The sequence below is a fragment of the Alloalcanivorax marinus genome, from assembly GCF_016906305.1.
GTDB classification, from domain to species: domain Bacteria; phylum Pseudomonadota; class Gammaproteobacteria; order Pseudomonadales; family Alcanivoracaceae; genus Alloalcanivorax; species Alloalcanivorax marinus.
The window spans coordinates 123,223-138,754 of the sequence record NZ_JADDOL010000001.1; the positions used below are offsets into that span (position 1 = coordinate 123,223).

Genomic DNA, 15,532 nt, shown 5'->3' on the forward strand with positions numbered 1-15,532 from the left:
GGCTCCGGGACCCGGGTCCGGCTTGGCATTGTGAATATGAAGACGCCCAAAAGCGTTTCAAGGGGGCGCGGTCAGCCGTCCTGAATACGCCGCCAGGGACGGGCGGCCTCCAGCTCGAAGGCCAGTTCCAGCAGGGTGCGCTCGCCGCCCTGCACCGCCGCCAGCTGCACGCCGATGGGCAGCCCCTCGGCGCTGGCCCCCAGGGGCAGCGAAATCGCCGGGCTGCCGGAGGCGTTGTTGGCCGGCGTGAAGCTGGCGTACTTGATCAGCCGGTCGATCAGCGTTTCGAACGGCTGGGTCGGGCTCAGATAGCCCAGCTCCGGCACGGTGCGCGCCAGCACCGGCGACAGCACCACGTCATAGCGTTGGAAACTGTCCGCGTACTCCTTCCAGGTGCGCCGCAGGCGGTAGAGCACCGCCGGCGTCTTCCACAGGCGGCGCCGGTAATAGCCGGCCAGCCCCACGGTCAGGTCATCCAGCCGCTCCGTCTGAAAGCCCGGCCCGAACAGCCGGGCGCCGAAGCGGCTGACCATGAACGCCATCATCCCGTAGTAGGTCACGAAGTCGTCGATGAAGGACGGTTTCAGGGGGATCGGCGCCTCTTCCACGTGGTGGCCCAGGTCCGCCAGCAGCCGGGCGGTGTCCGCCACCGCCGCGCGGGTGTCCCGGTCGGTGGCGCTGCCGGTGATGGAGTCCATCACCAGCCCCACCTTCAAGCGGCGCCGCCCGGGTCCGGTGACGTCGCCGATGGCCGGCAGTTTGGGGTTGCGGTAATAGCGCTCGGCGGCGGCGAAGAAGCGGGCGGTGTCGCGAACGCTGCGGGTCAGCACGCCCTCGCTGATCAGGTCCACCGGCAGCGCCTGGGAGGCTTCCGACTTCACCAGCCGCCCGCGGGTGGGCTTGAGCCCCACCAGACCACAGCAGGCGGCGGGGATGCGGATCGAACCGCCGCCGTCGTTGCCGTGGGCGATGGGCAGCGCGCCGGCGGCCACCAGGGCGGCGGCGCCGCCGGAGGAGGCACCGGAGGAATAGCCGGTGTGCCAGGGGTTGCAGGTGGGCGGCTGGTCCATGAATTCGGTGCTGGCGCTGAAGCCGAAGTCCGGCAGGCGGCTCTTGCCCAGCAGGGTGAAGCCCTGGGCAAGAAACTGGCGGGCGAAGTCGCTGTCCTTCTCCGCCGGTCGCGTGCACACCGCCGCCGAACCGTGGCCGGTGGCCAGGCCGGCCACGTCGATGTTGTCCTTGATCAGCGTCGGCACGCCGGCGAAGGCGCCCCGGCCTGGCCGGGCGGCCTCGCCGCGCCCGCGCTCGAAGGCCGCCAGGGCCACCGCGTGCAGTTGCGGGTCCACGCGACCGATGCGCTGGATGGCGGCTTCGGTCACTTCGCTGGCGCTCAGGGCGCCTCGCTCGATCAACGCGGCCAGGCCGGTGGCGTCGTGATCGCCCAGGGCGTCGTCGGTAAAGGCGTGCAGGCGGCGGCGCGGATCGCTCATCGGGGTGCCCATGATGGCCCTCCTGTTGTTGTTCTCGGGTCGTGTTCGATGACGGCAAGGCATTGAATGTACCATGGTGCCAGATTCAGCACGGGCCAATCCCGGGCTGCCGGCGGTGCCGGTTGGGCGTAAAGTCGGGTTTTCTTGGAACGGGAGAGACCGGATGAACTTCGACTTCAACGGCCGGCGGGTGATCGTCGCCGGCGGCAGCAAGGGCATCGGCCGGGCCATCGCCCTGGGCTTCGCCCGGGCCGGCGCCCGGGTGTCAGTGTGCGCCCGCGGCCAGGCCGCCCTGGATTCGCTGCGCGAGGACGCCGCCGGCGACGGCCTGGCCCTGCACACCGCGCCCTGCGACATCGGCGACAAAGCGTCCCTGGAAGGCTATCTGGAGGCGGCGCTGGCGGAACTGGGCGGCGTGGATGTGCTGGTCAACTGCGCCTCCGCGTTTGGCCGCGACGACAACGAGGACGGCTGGCTGCGCAGCGTCGAGGTGGACCTGATGGGCACCGTGCGCGCCGCCCACTATTGCCTGCCCCATCTGAAACAAACGCCCGGGGCCTCGATCATCAACATCGCGTCCATCGCCGCCCTGCACGCCTCCACCCGCACCGCCCCCTACGCCGCCATCAAGGCGGCGGTGGCCCACTACACCGGCAGCCTGGCGGTATCGATGGCGACCCACGGGGTGCGCGTCAACGGTCTGGCGCCGGGGTCCATCGAGTTTCCCGGCGGGGTCTGGGATCAGGCCCGCCAGCACAATCCGGATCTCTATCAACGGATTCGCGGCGGCATTCCGTTCGGGCGCCTCGGCACCCCGGAGGAAGTAGCCAACGTGGCCCTGTTTCTGGCCTCCGATCTGGCCAGCTGGATCACCGGACAGACCCTGGTGGTGGACGGCGGCCAGGTGCTCGCCTGAGCGGTGGTCCGCCCGGCGGCGGGCCGGCTCAGGCCCGCGCCCGCTCCACCCGTTTGCCATTGGCGAGCATGCGCCGGGCCAGCCGGGTCAGGCCGCCGATGCTGTCCACCACCGCGTCCGGCCGGTGCGGGTGGCTGACGGTGCCGGGGAAGATTTTGTCCAGCCAGCTCTGTGGCCAGTGGGCGCCGTTGTAGAAGATGGCGGTGACGCCGGCGTCCTTGGCGGCGATCACGTCGGTGGTGCTGTCCCCGGCGTACCAGCAATGTTCGCCGGGCGTCAGGCCAAGCTGGTCGAGGGCCTTGAGTAGCATGTCCGGCGCCGGCTTGCGGTTCTCCACGTCGTCCCCGCACACGGTGACATCAAACAGATCCTCCCAGCCGGTGCCGTCCACGATGCGCAGCTCGTGCTCGAAGAAATCCCGCTTGCGGTTGGAGATCACCCCCACCGGCACGCCGGCGGCGCGCAGCCGCTCCAGCTGCGGGCGGATGTCCGCCTCCAGAGGGTGCACTTCGTCCACGTAGTTTTTGTAGCAGGCGTCGAACGCCTGATGGACACGCCGCTTGGCGTCGCCGTCGGCGCCGAACAGCACCTCGAAAATGTCGGTGCGCGAGATCTTGCGCTGGGCGGTGATCTTGGGGTGCAGTTTGTGGTGCTCGCGGACGTACTTGACCAGCTTGGCGTCCTCCAGGGTCTTGGACGCTTCCGGTTCCAGCAGCCGGTCCCACAGGCCCAACTCCTCCAGACGAGGCAGCACGTCGTCCACGGCGTGGTACATGGCGTCGTGGGTGTCCACCAAGGTGGCGTGCCAATCGATCAGCACCACCGACGGCGGCGCATGGGGCAGTTGCAGAATGCTCAAGGTGGCGGTCTCCTCGCTGTCCCTACCGCCACGACCTTAACCCAAACCGGCGTGAAGCGCGCGGGATTGAAACTTTTTTACGCTTGCCCGCTGATTCCGCCGCCGCCCCGGCGCTATGCTGGGCCTTCGGCAACGACCGAGGAGGCACCATGAGCAAGGACAAGCTCGGCGATTACCGCCGCAAAAGAGACCTGGACGCCAGCCGGGAGCCCGCCGGCGGCCGGGGCACGCGGCCCGTTTTCGTGATTCAGAAACACGACGCCAGCCGGTTGCACTATGACTTCCGCCTGGCCTTCGACGGCACCCTGAAATCCTGGGCGGTACCCAAGGGACCGTCCACCGATCCCCGGGACAAGCGCCTGGCGGTGCAGGTGGAAGACCACCCCCTGGACTACGCGGAGTTCGAAGGCGTGATCCCGGAAGGCCACTACGGCGCCGGCACCGTGATGGTCTGGGACCGGGGCGAGTACCGCAATCTGCGCGCCGACAAGGACCCGCCGGTGAGCATGGCCGACGCCTGGCGGGAGGGCCTGCTGGAGATCTGGCTGGACGGTGACAAGCTGCAAGGCGGCTACGCTCTGAAGCGGTTCCGCGACGGCGACAAGCCCCAATGGCTGTTGATCAAAATGGACGATGAGCACGCCGACGCCCGCCGCAACCCCACCTCGACGCAGAACAAGTCGGCGAAGAGCGGCCGCACCCTGGCGCGCATCGCCCGCGACGAGAAGGCGGCCCATCAGGAGTGACTCACCAGGAGCGCGGCATGACCGATACCATTCTGAACGTGGACGGGGAACGGATCGCCCTCTCCCACCCGGACAAGGTGCTGTTCCCGGACGACGGCCTGACCAAGGCGGATCTGGCCGATTATTACCAACGGGTGGCGCCGCTGATGCTGCCCCACCTGCGCGGCCGGGCCCTGACCCTGCACCGCTTTCCCGACGGCATCGGCGAAAGCGGCTTCTACCAGCAGAATCGCAGTGATCATTTCCCGGATTGGCTGCCGGCGCGACGGATCGACCATGGCGGCGACACTGGCGAAGTGACGCACATCTTCTGTGAGCGGGCCGCGGACCTGGTGTACCTGGCCAGCCAGGCGACGCTGACACTGCACGCCTGGCTGAGCCAGGCGGCCCGGCCGAATCGCCCGGACCAACTGGTGTTCGACCTGGACCCGCCCGGCGACGACTTCGCGCCGGTACGCCGGGCCGCCCACCAGATCGGTGACGCCTTGCGCGAGGCGGGGCTGACGCCGTTCGTGAAGACCACCGGCTCCCGGGGTCTGCACGTGGTGGCGCCGCTCAAGCCCGACGCGGATTTTGACCGGGTGCGGCGGGCCTGCCGGCGGCTGGCCGATCATCTGGCCGCGCGCCACCCGGACGCGCTGACCACCGAGCAGCGCAAGAACAAGCGCCGGGGTCGCCTCTATCTGGACATCATGCGCAACGCCTTCGGCCAGACCGCGGTGGCGCCCTATGCGGTGCGCGCCAAACCGGGCGCGCCGGTGGCCATGCCGCTGGACTGGGAAGAGGTGAACGATCGCGCCATCGGTCCCCGGCGTTACACTCTGGAGAACGCCTTCCGCCGCCTGGGGCAGAAGGACGACCCCTGGGCGGACCTGGGCCGGTCGGCGGCGGGCATCGATAAACTGGAGGCGGCGCTGGAGGCGTGGGACCAGGGCTGACCCTGGCCCCACGGCGGCGATTCGGGCGGCCCTATTTGGCCGCCGCCATCTCCTCCCGGTAGGTACCGGCCAGGCGGGTCTTGTCCTGCTCGTTGAGGGCGCGACCGGCAAGCTGGAACACTTCCTGCTCTTCTTCATCCAGATGGTGCGTGACCAGGTGCTGCAGCTTTTTGGCGGTGGCCAGCCAGCCCGGTGAACTGAAGTCGGTGTTCTCCAGCTCCTCCACCAGTTCATCGATCTCGTGGTGTTCGGCCACGCTGTGACGGGCTTTCTCCTGGGTCAGGTCCTGTTCCATCATCGGTACGTACAGGGCCCGCTCCTCGGCGGCGGCGTGGGCGGTGAGTTCCTGCTTGACCTTGGCGAACAGCTCCTCGCGACCTTCACTGTCGCCGTGGGTTTTGACCAGCAGCTCCAGCAGGGTCCGCTGGGTGTCGTGGTCCTGACGCAACGCTTCGAACAGATTCATGGACGGGATCTCCTCGGGCTTTGATTCCGGTTGTTCTTGGGGTATTACACCTTACCGCCAAACCGGAAGTTTGCCGCCGGCGCTTTACCGGAATTTACCCTTGTCGCTCTCCATTCCCCTCGCCGTCGCCTTCCCAGCGCCGCGCCCCGGTACCGGTTTCCGCCAGGGTGTCACCGGGGTTGCGCAGCCGGCAGGCGGTGAGCGACAGGCAGCCGCAACCGATGCAGTCGTCCAGCTGATCCCGCAGCTGGCTGAGATGATGGATGCGTTCCTCCAGGTCCTGGCGCCAGCGGGCGGACAGCCGCGACCAGTCCCGGGCGGTGGGGCTGCGCCCGGAGGGCAGCGACGCCAGCGCGCCGGCCACCTCCGCCAGCGGAATGCCGATGCGCTGGGCCACCTTGATCACCGCCACGCGGCGCAGCACGTCCCGGTGATAGCGGCGTTGATTGCCGGCGCTGCGATGGCTTTTGATCAGGCCCTTGCGTTCATAAAAATGCAGCGCGGACACCGCCACGCCGCTGCGCCTGGCCACCTCGCCCACGGTGAGCGCCTTGCCGATATCGATGGAGGGTACCGGGTCCATTGCCACCTCTGTTGACCTGAACATTGGTTGAGCTTTTATGCTGCCTTCCCATGGGTACCGGCACAAGTCGTAGAATGTCGTTTTCGCGCCATCAACCGCAAGGAGCCCCCGTGTCCGACATTATCGCCATCGACGGACTCAGCAAGACCTACGAGTCCGGTTTCACCGCCCTGCGTGATGTGAACCTGCACATCCGCAAGGGCGAAATATTCGCGTTGTTGGGGCCGAACGGCGCGGGGAAAACCACCTTGATCAGCATTGTCTGCGGCATCGTCAATCCGGGACCGGGCACGGTGCTCGTGGACGGCTGCGATATCCGGCGCGATTACCGGGCGGCCCGTTCACGCATTGGCCTGGTGCCCCAGGAACTGTCCACCGATGCCTTTGAGACGGTCTGGGCCACGGTGAATTTCAGCCGTGGCCTGTTCGGCAAGCCGGCGGACCCGGCCTACGTGGAGAAAGTGTTGCGCGACCTGTCCCTGTGGGACAAGCGCAAGGACAAGATCATGGCCCTGTCCGGCGGCATGAAGCGCCGGGTGATGATCGCCAAGGCGCTGGCCCATGAACCGGCCATTCTATTTCTCGACGAGCCCACCGCCGGCGTGGACGTGGAGCTGCGGCGGGATATGTGGAATCTGGTGCGCGGCCTGCGCGAACGCGGCGTGACCATTATCCTCACCACCCACTACATCGAGGAGGCGGAAGAGATGGCCGACCGGGTCGGCGTGATCAGCGGCGGCGAAATCATTCTGGTGGAGCACACCCGCACGCTGATGGAAAAGCTGGGCCGCAAGGAACTGCGGCTGCAGCTGGCCGCGCCCCTGGAGGCGATCCCCGCGGGCCTGTCCGATCTGAATCTGGTGCTGGAGGGCGACGGCCACGAGCTGGTGTATGGCTTCGACGCCCGCCACGATCAGGCCGACGTGGCCGGTCTGCTGCGTCGCCTGGGCGAGCAGGGCATCGAGTTCCGCGACCTGCGCACCCGTGAGAGCTCACTGGAGGATATTTTCGTGGATCTGGTCCATAACCGTCGCACGGGAGACTGATATGAATCTGCACGGCGTAAAAGCCATCTATCTGTTCGAGATGGCACGCACCTGGCGCACCCTGATGCAGAGCATCGCCTCGCCGGTGATTTCCACTTCCCTGTATTTCGTGGTGTTCGGCTCGGCAATCGGCTCACGGATGGTGGAGATCGACGGCATCAGCTACGGCGCCTTCATCATTCCGGGTCTGATCATGCTGATGCTGCTTAACGAGAGCATTTCCAACGCCTCGTTCGGCATCTACATGCCCAAGTTCACCGGCACCATCTACGAGGTGCTGTCGGCACCGATCTCACCGCTGGAGATCGTCGCGGGCTACGTGGGCGCGGCGGCCAGCAAGTCCATCATTCTCGGGCTGCTGATTCTGGCCACGTCCCGTCTGTTCGTGGACTTCAGCATCGCCCATCCGGTCGCCATGATCGGCTTTCTGGCGCTGACCGCGGTGACCTTCAGCCTGTTCGGTTTCATTATCGGGGTGTGGGCGGACGGTTTCGAAAAGCTGCAGATCATACCGATGATGATCGTGACACCGCTGACCTTTCTGGGCGGGACTTTCTATTCGGTGAACATGTTGCCGCCGGTATGGCAGACGGTGACTCTGTTCAATCCGGTGGTGTATCTGGTGAGTGGCTTTCGCTGGAGTTTCTACGGCGTGGCCGACGTCCATCTGGCCGTCAGTCTGGGCATGACGCTGGTGTTCATGCTGGTGTGCGTGGGGCTGATTACCTGGATCTTCAAAACCGGCTACCGGCTGCGGACCTGAGCCGCGCCGTCACACCGCGCCCGGCCGGGCGCGGTGTTCGGTGCGTGGTTGAACAGCTCGCTTACTTCTTCTCGGCGCGTACCTTCTCCTCGATGCGCTTGCCGATGGTTTCGTCCACGTTGCGCCAGTACTCGAACACGCGGGACAGCACCGGCTCCTCCACGCCGTCCAGCACGTGGCCGGCCACGTTGTTCACCAGACGGTCGCGGGCGGCGTCGTCCATCACCTTGTTGACCAGATCGTTGGCCTGATTGAAGTCGCCGTCGTCCTTGCGCAGCGTGTAGGCGGCACGCACGAACTCGCCGTCCGCGGCCCACACTGCCTGTTCCGGGTAACGTTCCGGGTCCGCCGCCGGGCCGCCCTTGGAGTTCAGGGCATAGACCGGGTCGCTGGCGTTACGCATGCGCATGGCGCCGCCCTTGCTGTAGCTGTGCACCGGACACTTGGGTTCGTTGACCGGAATCTGACGATAGTTCACGCCCAACCGGGCCCGGTGGGCATCGGCGTAGGAAATGGCGCGCGCCAGCAGCATCTTGTCCGGCGACAGGCCGGTGCCGGGCACGAAATTGTTGGGCTCGAACGCCGCCTGCTCGATCTCGCTGTGGAAATCCGTGGGATTGCGGTCCAGGGTCAGCTTGCCCACTTCGTGCAGCGGGTAGTCGTCGTGGGGCCAGACCTTGGTCAGGTCGAAGGGATTGATGCGGTAGGTTTTGGCGTCCTCGAACGGCATGATCTGCACGTGCAGGGTCCAGCTCGGGTGGTCGCCGCGCTTGATCGACTGGAACAGGTCACGCCGGTGGTAGTCGGCGTCGCTGCCGGCCATCTCGTCGGCCTGCTCCTGGGTCATGCACTTGATGCCCTGGTCGGTCTTGAAGTGGTACTTCACCCAGAAGCGCTCGCCGTCGCCGTTCACCCACATATAGGTGTGGCTGGAGTAGCCGTTCATGTGCCGCCAGGTGGCGGGCACGCCCCGGTCACCCATCAGCCAGGTGACCTGGTGGGCGGATTCCGGCGCATTGGTCCAGAAATCCCACTGCATGTCGTTGTCGCGCAGACCGTTGTCGGCCCGGCGTTTCTGGGAATGGATGAAGTGCTGAAACTTCATCGGATCGCGGACAAAAAACACCGGCGTGTTGTTGCCCACCATGTCGAAGTTGCCCTGCTCGGTGTAGAACTTCACCGCGAAGCCGCGCGGGTCCCGCCAGGTATCCGGGCTGCCGGCTTCGCCGGCCACGGTGGAGAAGCGAATCAGCACATCGGTCTTCTTGCCCTGCTGCAGAAAGTCGGCCTTGGTGTACCGGCTCACGTCCCGGGTGACCTGGAAATGGCCGAAGGCGCCGCCGCCTTTCGCATGGGGCTGGCGGTCCGGAATCATTTCCCGGTTGAACGCGGCCATCTGCTCCATCAGGTAGTGATCGTGCAGGACGATCGGCCCATCGGGCCCGACGGACAGGGAATGTTCATCGCTGGCGACCGGAATCCCGGCATCGGTGGTGGTTGGCTTGCGATTGTCGCTCATTGCTGGTTCTCCCTCCTGATGTCCCGGGCCGGCGTGGTCGGGCGGCGCGGAACGAAAAACGGCCAGGCGGGCTCCCGGGGCTGGGGCCCGCTCCGATACCGTTGCGCTTTGCGACTACGGTCGCAGGGCGCGGCCCCCTCGGAAAGACACCGGGCGGCGAACTTTACAAAAATTGATGGAGCGGCGGTTGAATCGCGTGACGTCGGCGTGAAACGGCCGGTGCGCGTGGCGCCGATGGCCAACCGGCGCGGCGCCGCTTACCATGACCGGACCCTGATCGGAACGAAGACCCTGATTGTGAATCTCGCCCTCACCGACGTTCTGCTGCTGGCCGCCCTGGTGCTGGGCGCGGCCCTGTTCTGGCGGGCCCAGCGCATCCGCGAGACCGCCCTGCGCGTAACCCGCCGGCATTGCGAGCGTGAGGAGGTATTGCTGCTGGATCAGACCGTGGGTCTGCGCCGCCTGCGATTGCGCCGCGACCACGGTGGCCGGCTGCGTCTGTGGCGGCTCTATGAATTCGAGTTCACGGTCACCGGCGGCGAGCGCTACAAGGGCGAAACCGAAGTGCTCGGCGAGCGGGTTCAGCGCGTGGTGCTACCGCCGCACCGCTTCACCCGGGAGCCGGACCAGCTGCACTGACCCGCCCCGCGCGCCAACCCGCAAACCCGCCGCCTTTTACACCTTTTTTTGCTGTCCGCCTTGCCGGTGCCCCGCCGGCGGGCGTACCCATGGGGTGAACGGTCAAGGGAGTGCATCATGCCGTTTTCTCATCGGGTGGAGAGCATCCAGCCTTCCCTCACCCTGAAAATCAACGCCGAGGCGGCGGCCCTGCAGCAGGGCGGCGAGCGGGTCGCCCGCCTGGGCGCCGGCGAGCCGGACTTCGACACGCCGGCGCCGATCAAGGAAGCCGCCCATTCGGCCATCGACCGGGGCTTTACCCACTACACGGCGGTGGACGGCACCGACGACCTGAAAGCCGCGGTGCGGGAGAAGTTCCGCCGCGATAACGACCTGGACTTCGCCCAGGATCAGGTAATGGTCACCTGCGGCGCCAAGCAGGCGCTCTACGACCTGTGCCAGACCCTGCTCGGTCCCGGCGACGAAGCGGTGGTGCCGCGCCCCTACTGGGTCACCTATCCCGCCCAGGTGACCCTGGCCGGCGCCCAGCCGGTCTATTGGGATCTGTGCGCGGAGGATGACTACCTGCCGGATCCGGACCGGCTGGCGTCCGCCTTTACCCACCGCACCCGGGTGGTGTTCCTGAACAGCCCCAACAATCCCACCGGGCGCGTCTACGACGAGGACCGCCTGAGGCGGCTGGCGGAGGTGTTCCGCCGACACCCGCAGGTGTGGGTGATCTGCGACGACATCTACGAGCATCTGAACTGGAGCGGCCGGCCTTTCCGTACCTTGCTCAACGTGGCACCGGACCTGGCCGATCGCTGTTTCGTGGTCAACGGGGTCTCCAAGGCCTACGCCATGACCGGCTGGCGGGTCGGTTTTCTGGGCGGGCCGGCGCCGGCCCTGGAGCGGCTGAAAAAGGTCCAGGGCCAGAGCACCGCCGGTACCGCCAGCATCAGCCAGCACGCCGCCCTGGCGGCGCTCACCGGCGATCAGACACCGGTCCGCGAGATGGTGGCCGAATACCGGCGCCGCCACGACCGGGTGGTGCCGGCGCTGGATGCCCTGCCGGGGGTGCGCTGCGCGCCCTCGGACGGCACCTTCTACGCCTTCCCGGACGTGCGTGAACTGATCGCCGACCGGGACGATGTGGAGGACGACTATCAACTGGCGGAGACCCTGCTCCACGACGCCGGCGTGGCGGTGGTGCCGGGCAGCGGGTTCGGTGCGCCGGGGCGCCTGCGGGTGTCGTTCGCCGCCAGCCAGGACACCATCGACCTCGCCCTGGAGCGGCTGCGCCGCTTTATCGGCTAACGGAGCACACTTGCCAAGGAGGCATCATGAGCAGCACCGCGACGGTTTCGGATTTCATTGTCGACCGGCTTCACCAATGGGGCGTGGAACGGGTCTACGGCTATTCCGGCGACGGCATCAACGGCGTGATGAGCGCCCTGCGCCGCGCCGAGGAGAAGATCACCCTGGTGCAGCCCCGCCACGAGGAGCTGGCCGCGTTCATGGCCTGCGGGCACGCCAAATACACCGACCGCCCCGGCGTGGTGGTGACCACCTCGGGCCCGGGGGCGATCCACGCCCTTAACGGCCTGTACGACGCCGCCAAGGATCATATGCCGGTGGTGGCGGTGATCGGCCAGCAGGCACGCCTGAGTCTGGGTTCGGATTTCCAGCAGGAGGTGGACCTGGAAAGCGTGTTCCAGGACGTGGGGGCCTATGTGCAGACCGTGATGGCGCCGGCCCAGGCCCGCCATGTGGTGGACCGGGCCCTGCGCATCGCCGAGGCGGAACGCACCGTGACCTGCGTGATCGTGCCCAACGATATTCAGGACGCGCCCATGGCCGAGCCACCGGCCAGCCACGGCGCCACCTGGTCCGGGGTGGGCTACCGCCCGTCCCGGCGACTGCCCGCCGACACCGATCTGGGCCAGGCGGCCGAGATTCTCAACGCCGGCGAGAAGGTGGCGATCCTCGCCGGTGCCGGCGTCAAGGACGCGGTGCCCCAACTGCTGGACCTGGCCGAGGCCCTGGGCGCCGGTATCGCCAAGGCGGTGCTGGCCAAGACCATGATCCCGGACGACGCGCCCGGGGTCACCGGCACCATCGGCCTGCTGGGCACCGAGCCCAGTGATCGCATGATGAGGCATTGCGACACGCTGCTGATGGTCGGCACCAGTTTTCCCTACGCGGAGTTTCTGCCGGAGTCCGGCCAGGCCCGGGCGGTGCAGATCGACATCGACGCCGCCAATCTGGGCCTGCGCTACCCCACCGAGGTGAATCTGCACGGCGACGCCCGCGCCACCCTGGAGGCCCTGCGGCAGCGTGTCGAGCCGAAAACCGACCGCGCCTGGCGCGACGATTTGCAGGAACAGATCGAGGATTGGTGGGACACGGTGGCCGCCCGCGCCAACACCGGAGCGGACCCGCTCAACCCGCAGAAGATCTTCTGGGAGCTGTCCGCGCGGCTGCCGGACAACGCCTTGCTCGCCGCCGACGTGGGCACCGCCACTGACTGGTACGCCCGCTTCCTGAAAATCCGCGGCGGGGTGCAGGGCTCCACTTCCGGGGGGCTGGCCTCCATGGGCAACGGCGTGCCCTACGCCCTGGCCGCCAAGTTCGCCCACCCGGACCGCCCGGTGATCGCCATGGTCGGCGACGGCGCCATGCAGATGATCGGCAACAACGGCCTGATCACCGTGGCCAAATACTGGCGCGACTGGTCGGACCCGCGGCTGATCGTGCTGGTGCTCAACAACCGGGACCTGAATCAGGTGACCTGGGAGCAGCGCGTCATGGAGGGCGATCCCAAGTTCGAATCCTCCCAGGCCCTGCCGGACTTCGACTATGACCGCTACGCGGAGATGCTGGGCCTGACCGGCGTGCGCCTGGACCACCCGGACCGGGTGGAGGCGGTGCTGGACGACGCCCTCGCCGCGGACCGGCCGGTGGTGATCAATGCGGTGGTGGACGCCAACGTACCGCCACTGCCCACCCATCTGGAAATGAGCCAGGTAAAGGGCTACATGCAGTCGATCCTGAAAGGCGACCCGGAGGCCGGCGCCGAGATCCGGCAATCGCTCAAGGCCATGGCGGCCAAGTATCTGAAGCGCTGAACAAAAAAAGCCCCGGCGAAGCCGGGGCACTGGCACTTACGGAAGAAAAGGGGAGCGCTCAGGTCCAGCCGAACAGACCGTCCAGCAGACCGCCGAGCAGGTCGCCCAGGCCGGGGATGCCTTCCAGCACGTCGGCGATGGGAGACAGAATGTTTTCCAGCAGGCCGTCGTCGCCGGCCACGGTGTCGAGCACGGACACCAGCGGTTCGCCCAGGGCCGGGATCTGTTCCAGCAGATCACCCACCGCGGGGATCAGAGCGAAGTCCTGATCCAGCAGACCGCCCAGCAGGTTCTCCAGGCCGGCTTCGCCGTCCAGGGGGCCGCCGCTGAGCAGGCCGCCGAGCAATTCGTTGGCCAGGTCACCCAGCACCGGCACTTCTTCGAGCAGGCCCAGGGCCGGGTTGAGCAGGTCGCCCGGGTTGCTCGGGTCGACACCGCCTTCGCCGCCCAGCAGGGTGCCCAGCACTTCGTTGAGCAGGTCACCGGCCACCGGCAGCTGATCCAGCGCGCCGGTCAGGGTGGCCAGCGGGTCGCCGCCTTCACCACCGCCCTCGACCGCGCCCAGCAGGGTGCCGATCAGCGGGTTGAGCAGGTCGCCCAGCACCGGCACTTCGCCAAGCAGGTCGGTGAACTGACCAAGCTGGTCACTGGCGGAGGTCAGGCACTGCAGCGGGTCGCCGGATTCGCAGTTCACCGCGCCCAGCAGCTGGCCCACCAGCGGACCCAGTACCGGCACCTGGTCCAGCACTTCCTGCACCGGCGCGCTCAGTTGGGACAGGTCGCCACTGGTCAGCGCGTCGGCCAGGGATTCCAGGTCCAGCGCGTCCAGGGGCAGGCCACCGGCGTCGCCACCGGCCAGGCCGTTGAGCAGGTCGCCCAGCACCGGCACTTCGGCCACCATCTCCGGCAGACCTTGCAGTTGTTCCAGCAGGGCGAACAGCGGGTTGGCGTCTTCGCCGCCGCCGTTTTCCAGGGCGTCGCCGATCAGATCACCCACCACCGGGATGCCGGCCAGCAGTTGCGGCAGGGTTTCCAGCAGGTCCAGGTTGCCCGGATCGCTTTCAATGGCGCCCAGCAGGCTGTTCACCAGCTCGCCCACCACCGGCACGCCACCCAGGGCATCGGTGACCGGGGACAGCAGTTCACCGGCTTCCAGCAGACAGGTCAGCGGGTCCGCCTGATCGCCACAGATTTCGCCCACGCCCGGCAGACCGGCCACGTTGAGCACGCTGCCCACGCCGGTGAGCACTTCGGTGACACAGTCCTGCGGGTTGAAGTCGCCGGCGTTGGCGGCCACCGGGCACACCGCGGTGGAGAGCGTGTTCAGGGTGCCGATCAGCAGCTCGCCGCTGGCCAGATTGTTGGCCACGCCGGTGAGACAGGTTTGCGGATTCAGGGCGTCCTCGCAGCCCAGCACGGTGAGCGCGCTCTGCAGGGTCTCAGGCGTGGTTTGCAGCACGTCCACCACGCACAGCACCGGGTTGTCCGCGTTCGGGCACAGTTCCTGGGTGATCGGGCTGGTGCCGTCCAGCAGACCGGTGATGGTGTCGCGCAGGTAGACGGTGCTTTCCATCACGCAGTTGGGCAGGAATTCCACGTCGGACAGGCTTTCCACCAGAGCGGTGTCGGTGCCGGCCACCGTGTCGGCGCACACCAGACCGAGCAGGTTGTCGTTGCCCAGGGAAATGTTGGTCAGGGCTTCGTTTTCACAGGTCACCACGTCAATCGCGTTGCCCAGCGGCACGTCCAGCACGGTGCCCGGGCAAACGGAAGCGGTGAAATGGTTGTTGGTGTCGATCAGGCCGACGGTCGCCGCGCGTTCTTCGTCGTCCATGTCGTCACCGGGATTGCCGGGCTCGTCCGGGTTGTCCGGGTCATCCGGATCGCCCGGGTTGTCCGGGTCGCCGGGTTCATTCGGATCGCCGGGGTTATCCGGGTTATCCGGGTTGTTGGGCGTTTCCGCGCCGCCATTGCCGGACGGGCCGCCGCTGCTGCCGCCACCGCCACCACAGGCGGCCAGCGCCACCAACATCATCATCAATACCAGTGTTTTCGCCAGGGACCGGAACATGATCCACCCTCCTTGAGTTTTATCCGCATCAGTCGCTGCCCCCTCCCCCCACAACCGGAATCGGAGAGCGGCAGTGCACAGATGGAATGTACAAAGGGTGGCAATGAAAAAATGTCGGCCTTGCTTTAAGAGCTGTTACGGCACCACTCAAACGCAACCGGGGCGCTTCGTAATGTGTGCGGGGTGTAACGAATTCGTGATCTTTTACGTTCCGAACGGGCCAAAAGAGCGAAATGTGCTGAACATCTTGTTATTTATAACCAAAGACGTGCTATGCGCGAATGCGTGACCGGCCCCCGGCCGGTTGTCGCGAAAAGACAACCTCCCAACAAAGCGGGGCGCGCCGGCCTGCTGGCCGGCGCGCCCCGCTGCAGTGTCCGTGCCCGGCA

14 protein-coding genes are annotated in these 15,532 nt (G+C 67.0%); 8 read left to right on the plus strand and 6 right to left on the minus strand.

Annotated features, from left to right (window positions below; genetic code table 11):
• Positions 1–71: 71 nt before the first annotated feature.
• Positions 72–1,502 carry an amidase gene (locus tag IM760_RS00615; RefSeq protein WP_228234548.1) on the minus strand — a complete coding sequence of 477 codons (1,431 nt, stop codon included), beginning with the start codon at positions 1,500–1,502 and terminating at the stop codon, positions 72–74.
• A 151-nt stretch (positions 1,503–1,653) separates the two neighbouring features.
• On the opposite strand from IM760_RS00615, the gene IM760_RS00620 reads away from it, so the two are divergent.
• A complete protein-coding gene (locus tag IM760_RS00620) occupies positions 1,654–2,406 on the plus strand; it encodes an SDR family NAD(P)-dependent oxidoreductase (protein WP_204426615.1) in 753 nt (250 codons plus the stop codon).
• 28 nt (positions 2,407–2,434) lie between these two features.
• Here IM760_RS00620 and IM760_RS00625 read toward each other — a convergent pair whose 3' ends face one another.
• The gene (locus IM760_RS00625) at positions 2,435–3,265 is read right to left on the minus strand and encodes an HAD family hydrolase (protein WP_204426616.1); all 831 of its coding nucleotides are present in this window, start codon (positions 3,263–3,265) and stop codon (positions 2,435–2,437) included.
• A 149-nt stretch (positions 3,266–3,414) separates the two neighbouring features.
• On the opposite strand from IM760_RS00625, the gene IM760_RS00630 reads away from it, so the two are divergent.
• Together IM760_RS00630 and ligD are read left to right on the plus strand one after the other, a co-directional pair.
• On the plus strand, positions 3,415–4,011 hold the full coding sequence (locus tag IM760_RS00630) for a DNA polymerase ligase N-terminal domain-containing protein (protein WP_204426617.1): 597 nt from the start codon (positions 3,415–3,417) through the stop codon (positions 4,009–4,011).
• 17 nt (positions 4,012–4,028) lie between these two features.
• Positions 4,029–4,949, plus strand: a complete 921-nt coding sequence (gene ligD / locus IM760_RS00635; RefSeq protein WP_204426618.1) for a non-homologous end-joining DNA ligase — start codon at positions 4,029–4,031, stop codon at positions 4,947–4,949.
• A 31-nt stretch (positions 4,950–4,980) separates the two neighbouring features.
• Here the strand turns inward: ligD and IM760_RS00640 are convergent, their stop codons facing one another.
• Positions 4,981–5,415, minus strand: a complete 435-nt coding sequence (locus tag IM760_RS00640) for a hemerythrin domain-containing protein (RefSeq protein ID WP_204426619.1) — start codon at positions 5,413–5,415, stop codon at positions 4,981–4,983.
• 94 nt (positions 5,416–5,509) lie between these two features.
• Positions 5,510–5,998, minus strand: a complete 489-nt coding sequence (gene soxR / locus IM760_RS00645) for a redox-sensitive transcriptional activator SoxR (RefSeq protein ID WP_204426620.1) — start codon at positions 5,996–5,998, stop codon at positions 5,510–5,512.
• A gap of 110 nt (positions 5,999–6,108) precedes the next feature.
• Between soxR and IM760_RS00650 the strand changes: the two genes are divergently transcribed.
• Positions 6,109–7,044, plus strand: coding sequence for an ABC transporter ATP-binding protein (locus IM760_RS00650; RefSeq protein WP_204426621.1), 936 nt, complete (start codon positions 6,109–6,111; stop codon positions 7,042–7,044).
• A gap of 1 nt (position 7,045) precedes the next feature.
• Positions 7,046–7,807 carry an ABC transporter permease gene (locus IM760_RS00655; RefSeq protein WP_204426622.1) on the plus strand — a complete coding sequence of 254 codons (762 nt, stop codon included), beginning with the start codon at positions 7,046–7,048 and terminating at the stop codon, positions 7,805–7,807.
• Between the two features lie 61 nt (positions 7,808–7,868).
• Here IM760_RS00655 and IM760_RS00660 read toward each other — a convergent pair whose 3' ends face one another.
• On the minus strand, positions 7,869–9,326 hold the full coding sequence (locus IM760_RS00660) for a catalase (RefSeq protein ID WP_204426623.1): 1,458 nt from the start codon (positions 9,324–9,326) through the stop codon (positions 7,869–7,871).
• Between the two features lie 207 nt (positions 9,327–9,533).
• Here IM760_RS00660 and IM760_RS00665 point away from each other — a divergent pair, with 207 nt between their 5' ends.
• The 3 genes from IM760_RS00665 to IM760_RS00675 all read left to right on the plus strand — a co-directional run bounded on the left by IM760_RS00665 (position 9,534) and on the right by IM760_RS00675 (position 13,072).
• Positions 9,534–9,965: a DUF3301 domain-containing protein gene (locus tag IM760_RS00665; protein ID WP_338021354.1), complete on the plus strand. Its 432-nt coding sequence runs from the start codon at positions 9,534–9,536 to the stop codon at positions 9,963–9,965.
• Between the two features lie 117 nt (positions 9,966–10,082).
• Positions 10,083–11,261 (plus strand): pyridoxal phosphate-dependent aminotransferase, encoded by a 1,179-nt coding sequence (locus tag IM760_RS00670; protein WP_204426624.1) that lies wholly within the window; start codon positions 10,083–10,085, stop codon positions 11,259–11,261.
• Positions 11,262–11,287: 26 nt separating this feature from the next.
• Positions 11,288–13,072 carry a thiamine pyrophosphate-requiring protein gene (locus IM760_RS00675; RefSeq protein ID WP_204426625.1) on the plus strand — a complete coding sequence of 595 codons (1,785 nt, stop codon included), beginning with the start codon at positions 11,288–11,290 and terminating at the stop codon, positions 13,070–13,072.
• A 58-nt stretch (positions 13,073–13,130) separates the two neighbouring features.
• On the opposite strand, the gene IM760_RS00680 is transcribed toward IM760_RS00675, so the two are convergent.
• A complete protein-coding gene (locus tag IM760_RS00680) occupies positions 13,131–15,143 on the minus strand; it encodes a hypothetical protein (protein ID WP_239549529.1) in 2,013 nt (670 codons plus the stop codon).
• Positions 15,144–15,532: the final 389 nt, after the last annotated feature.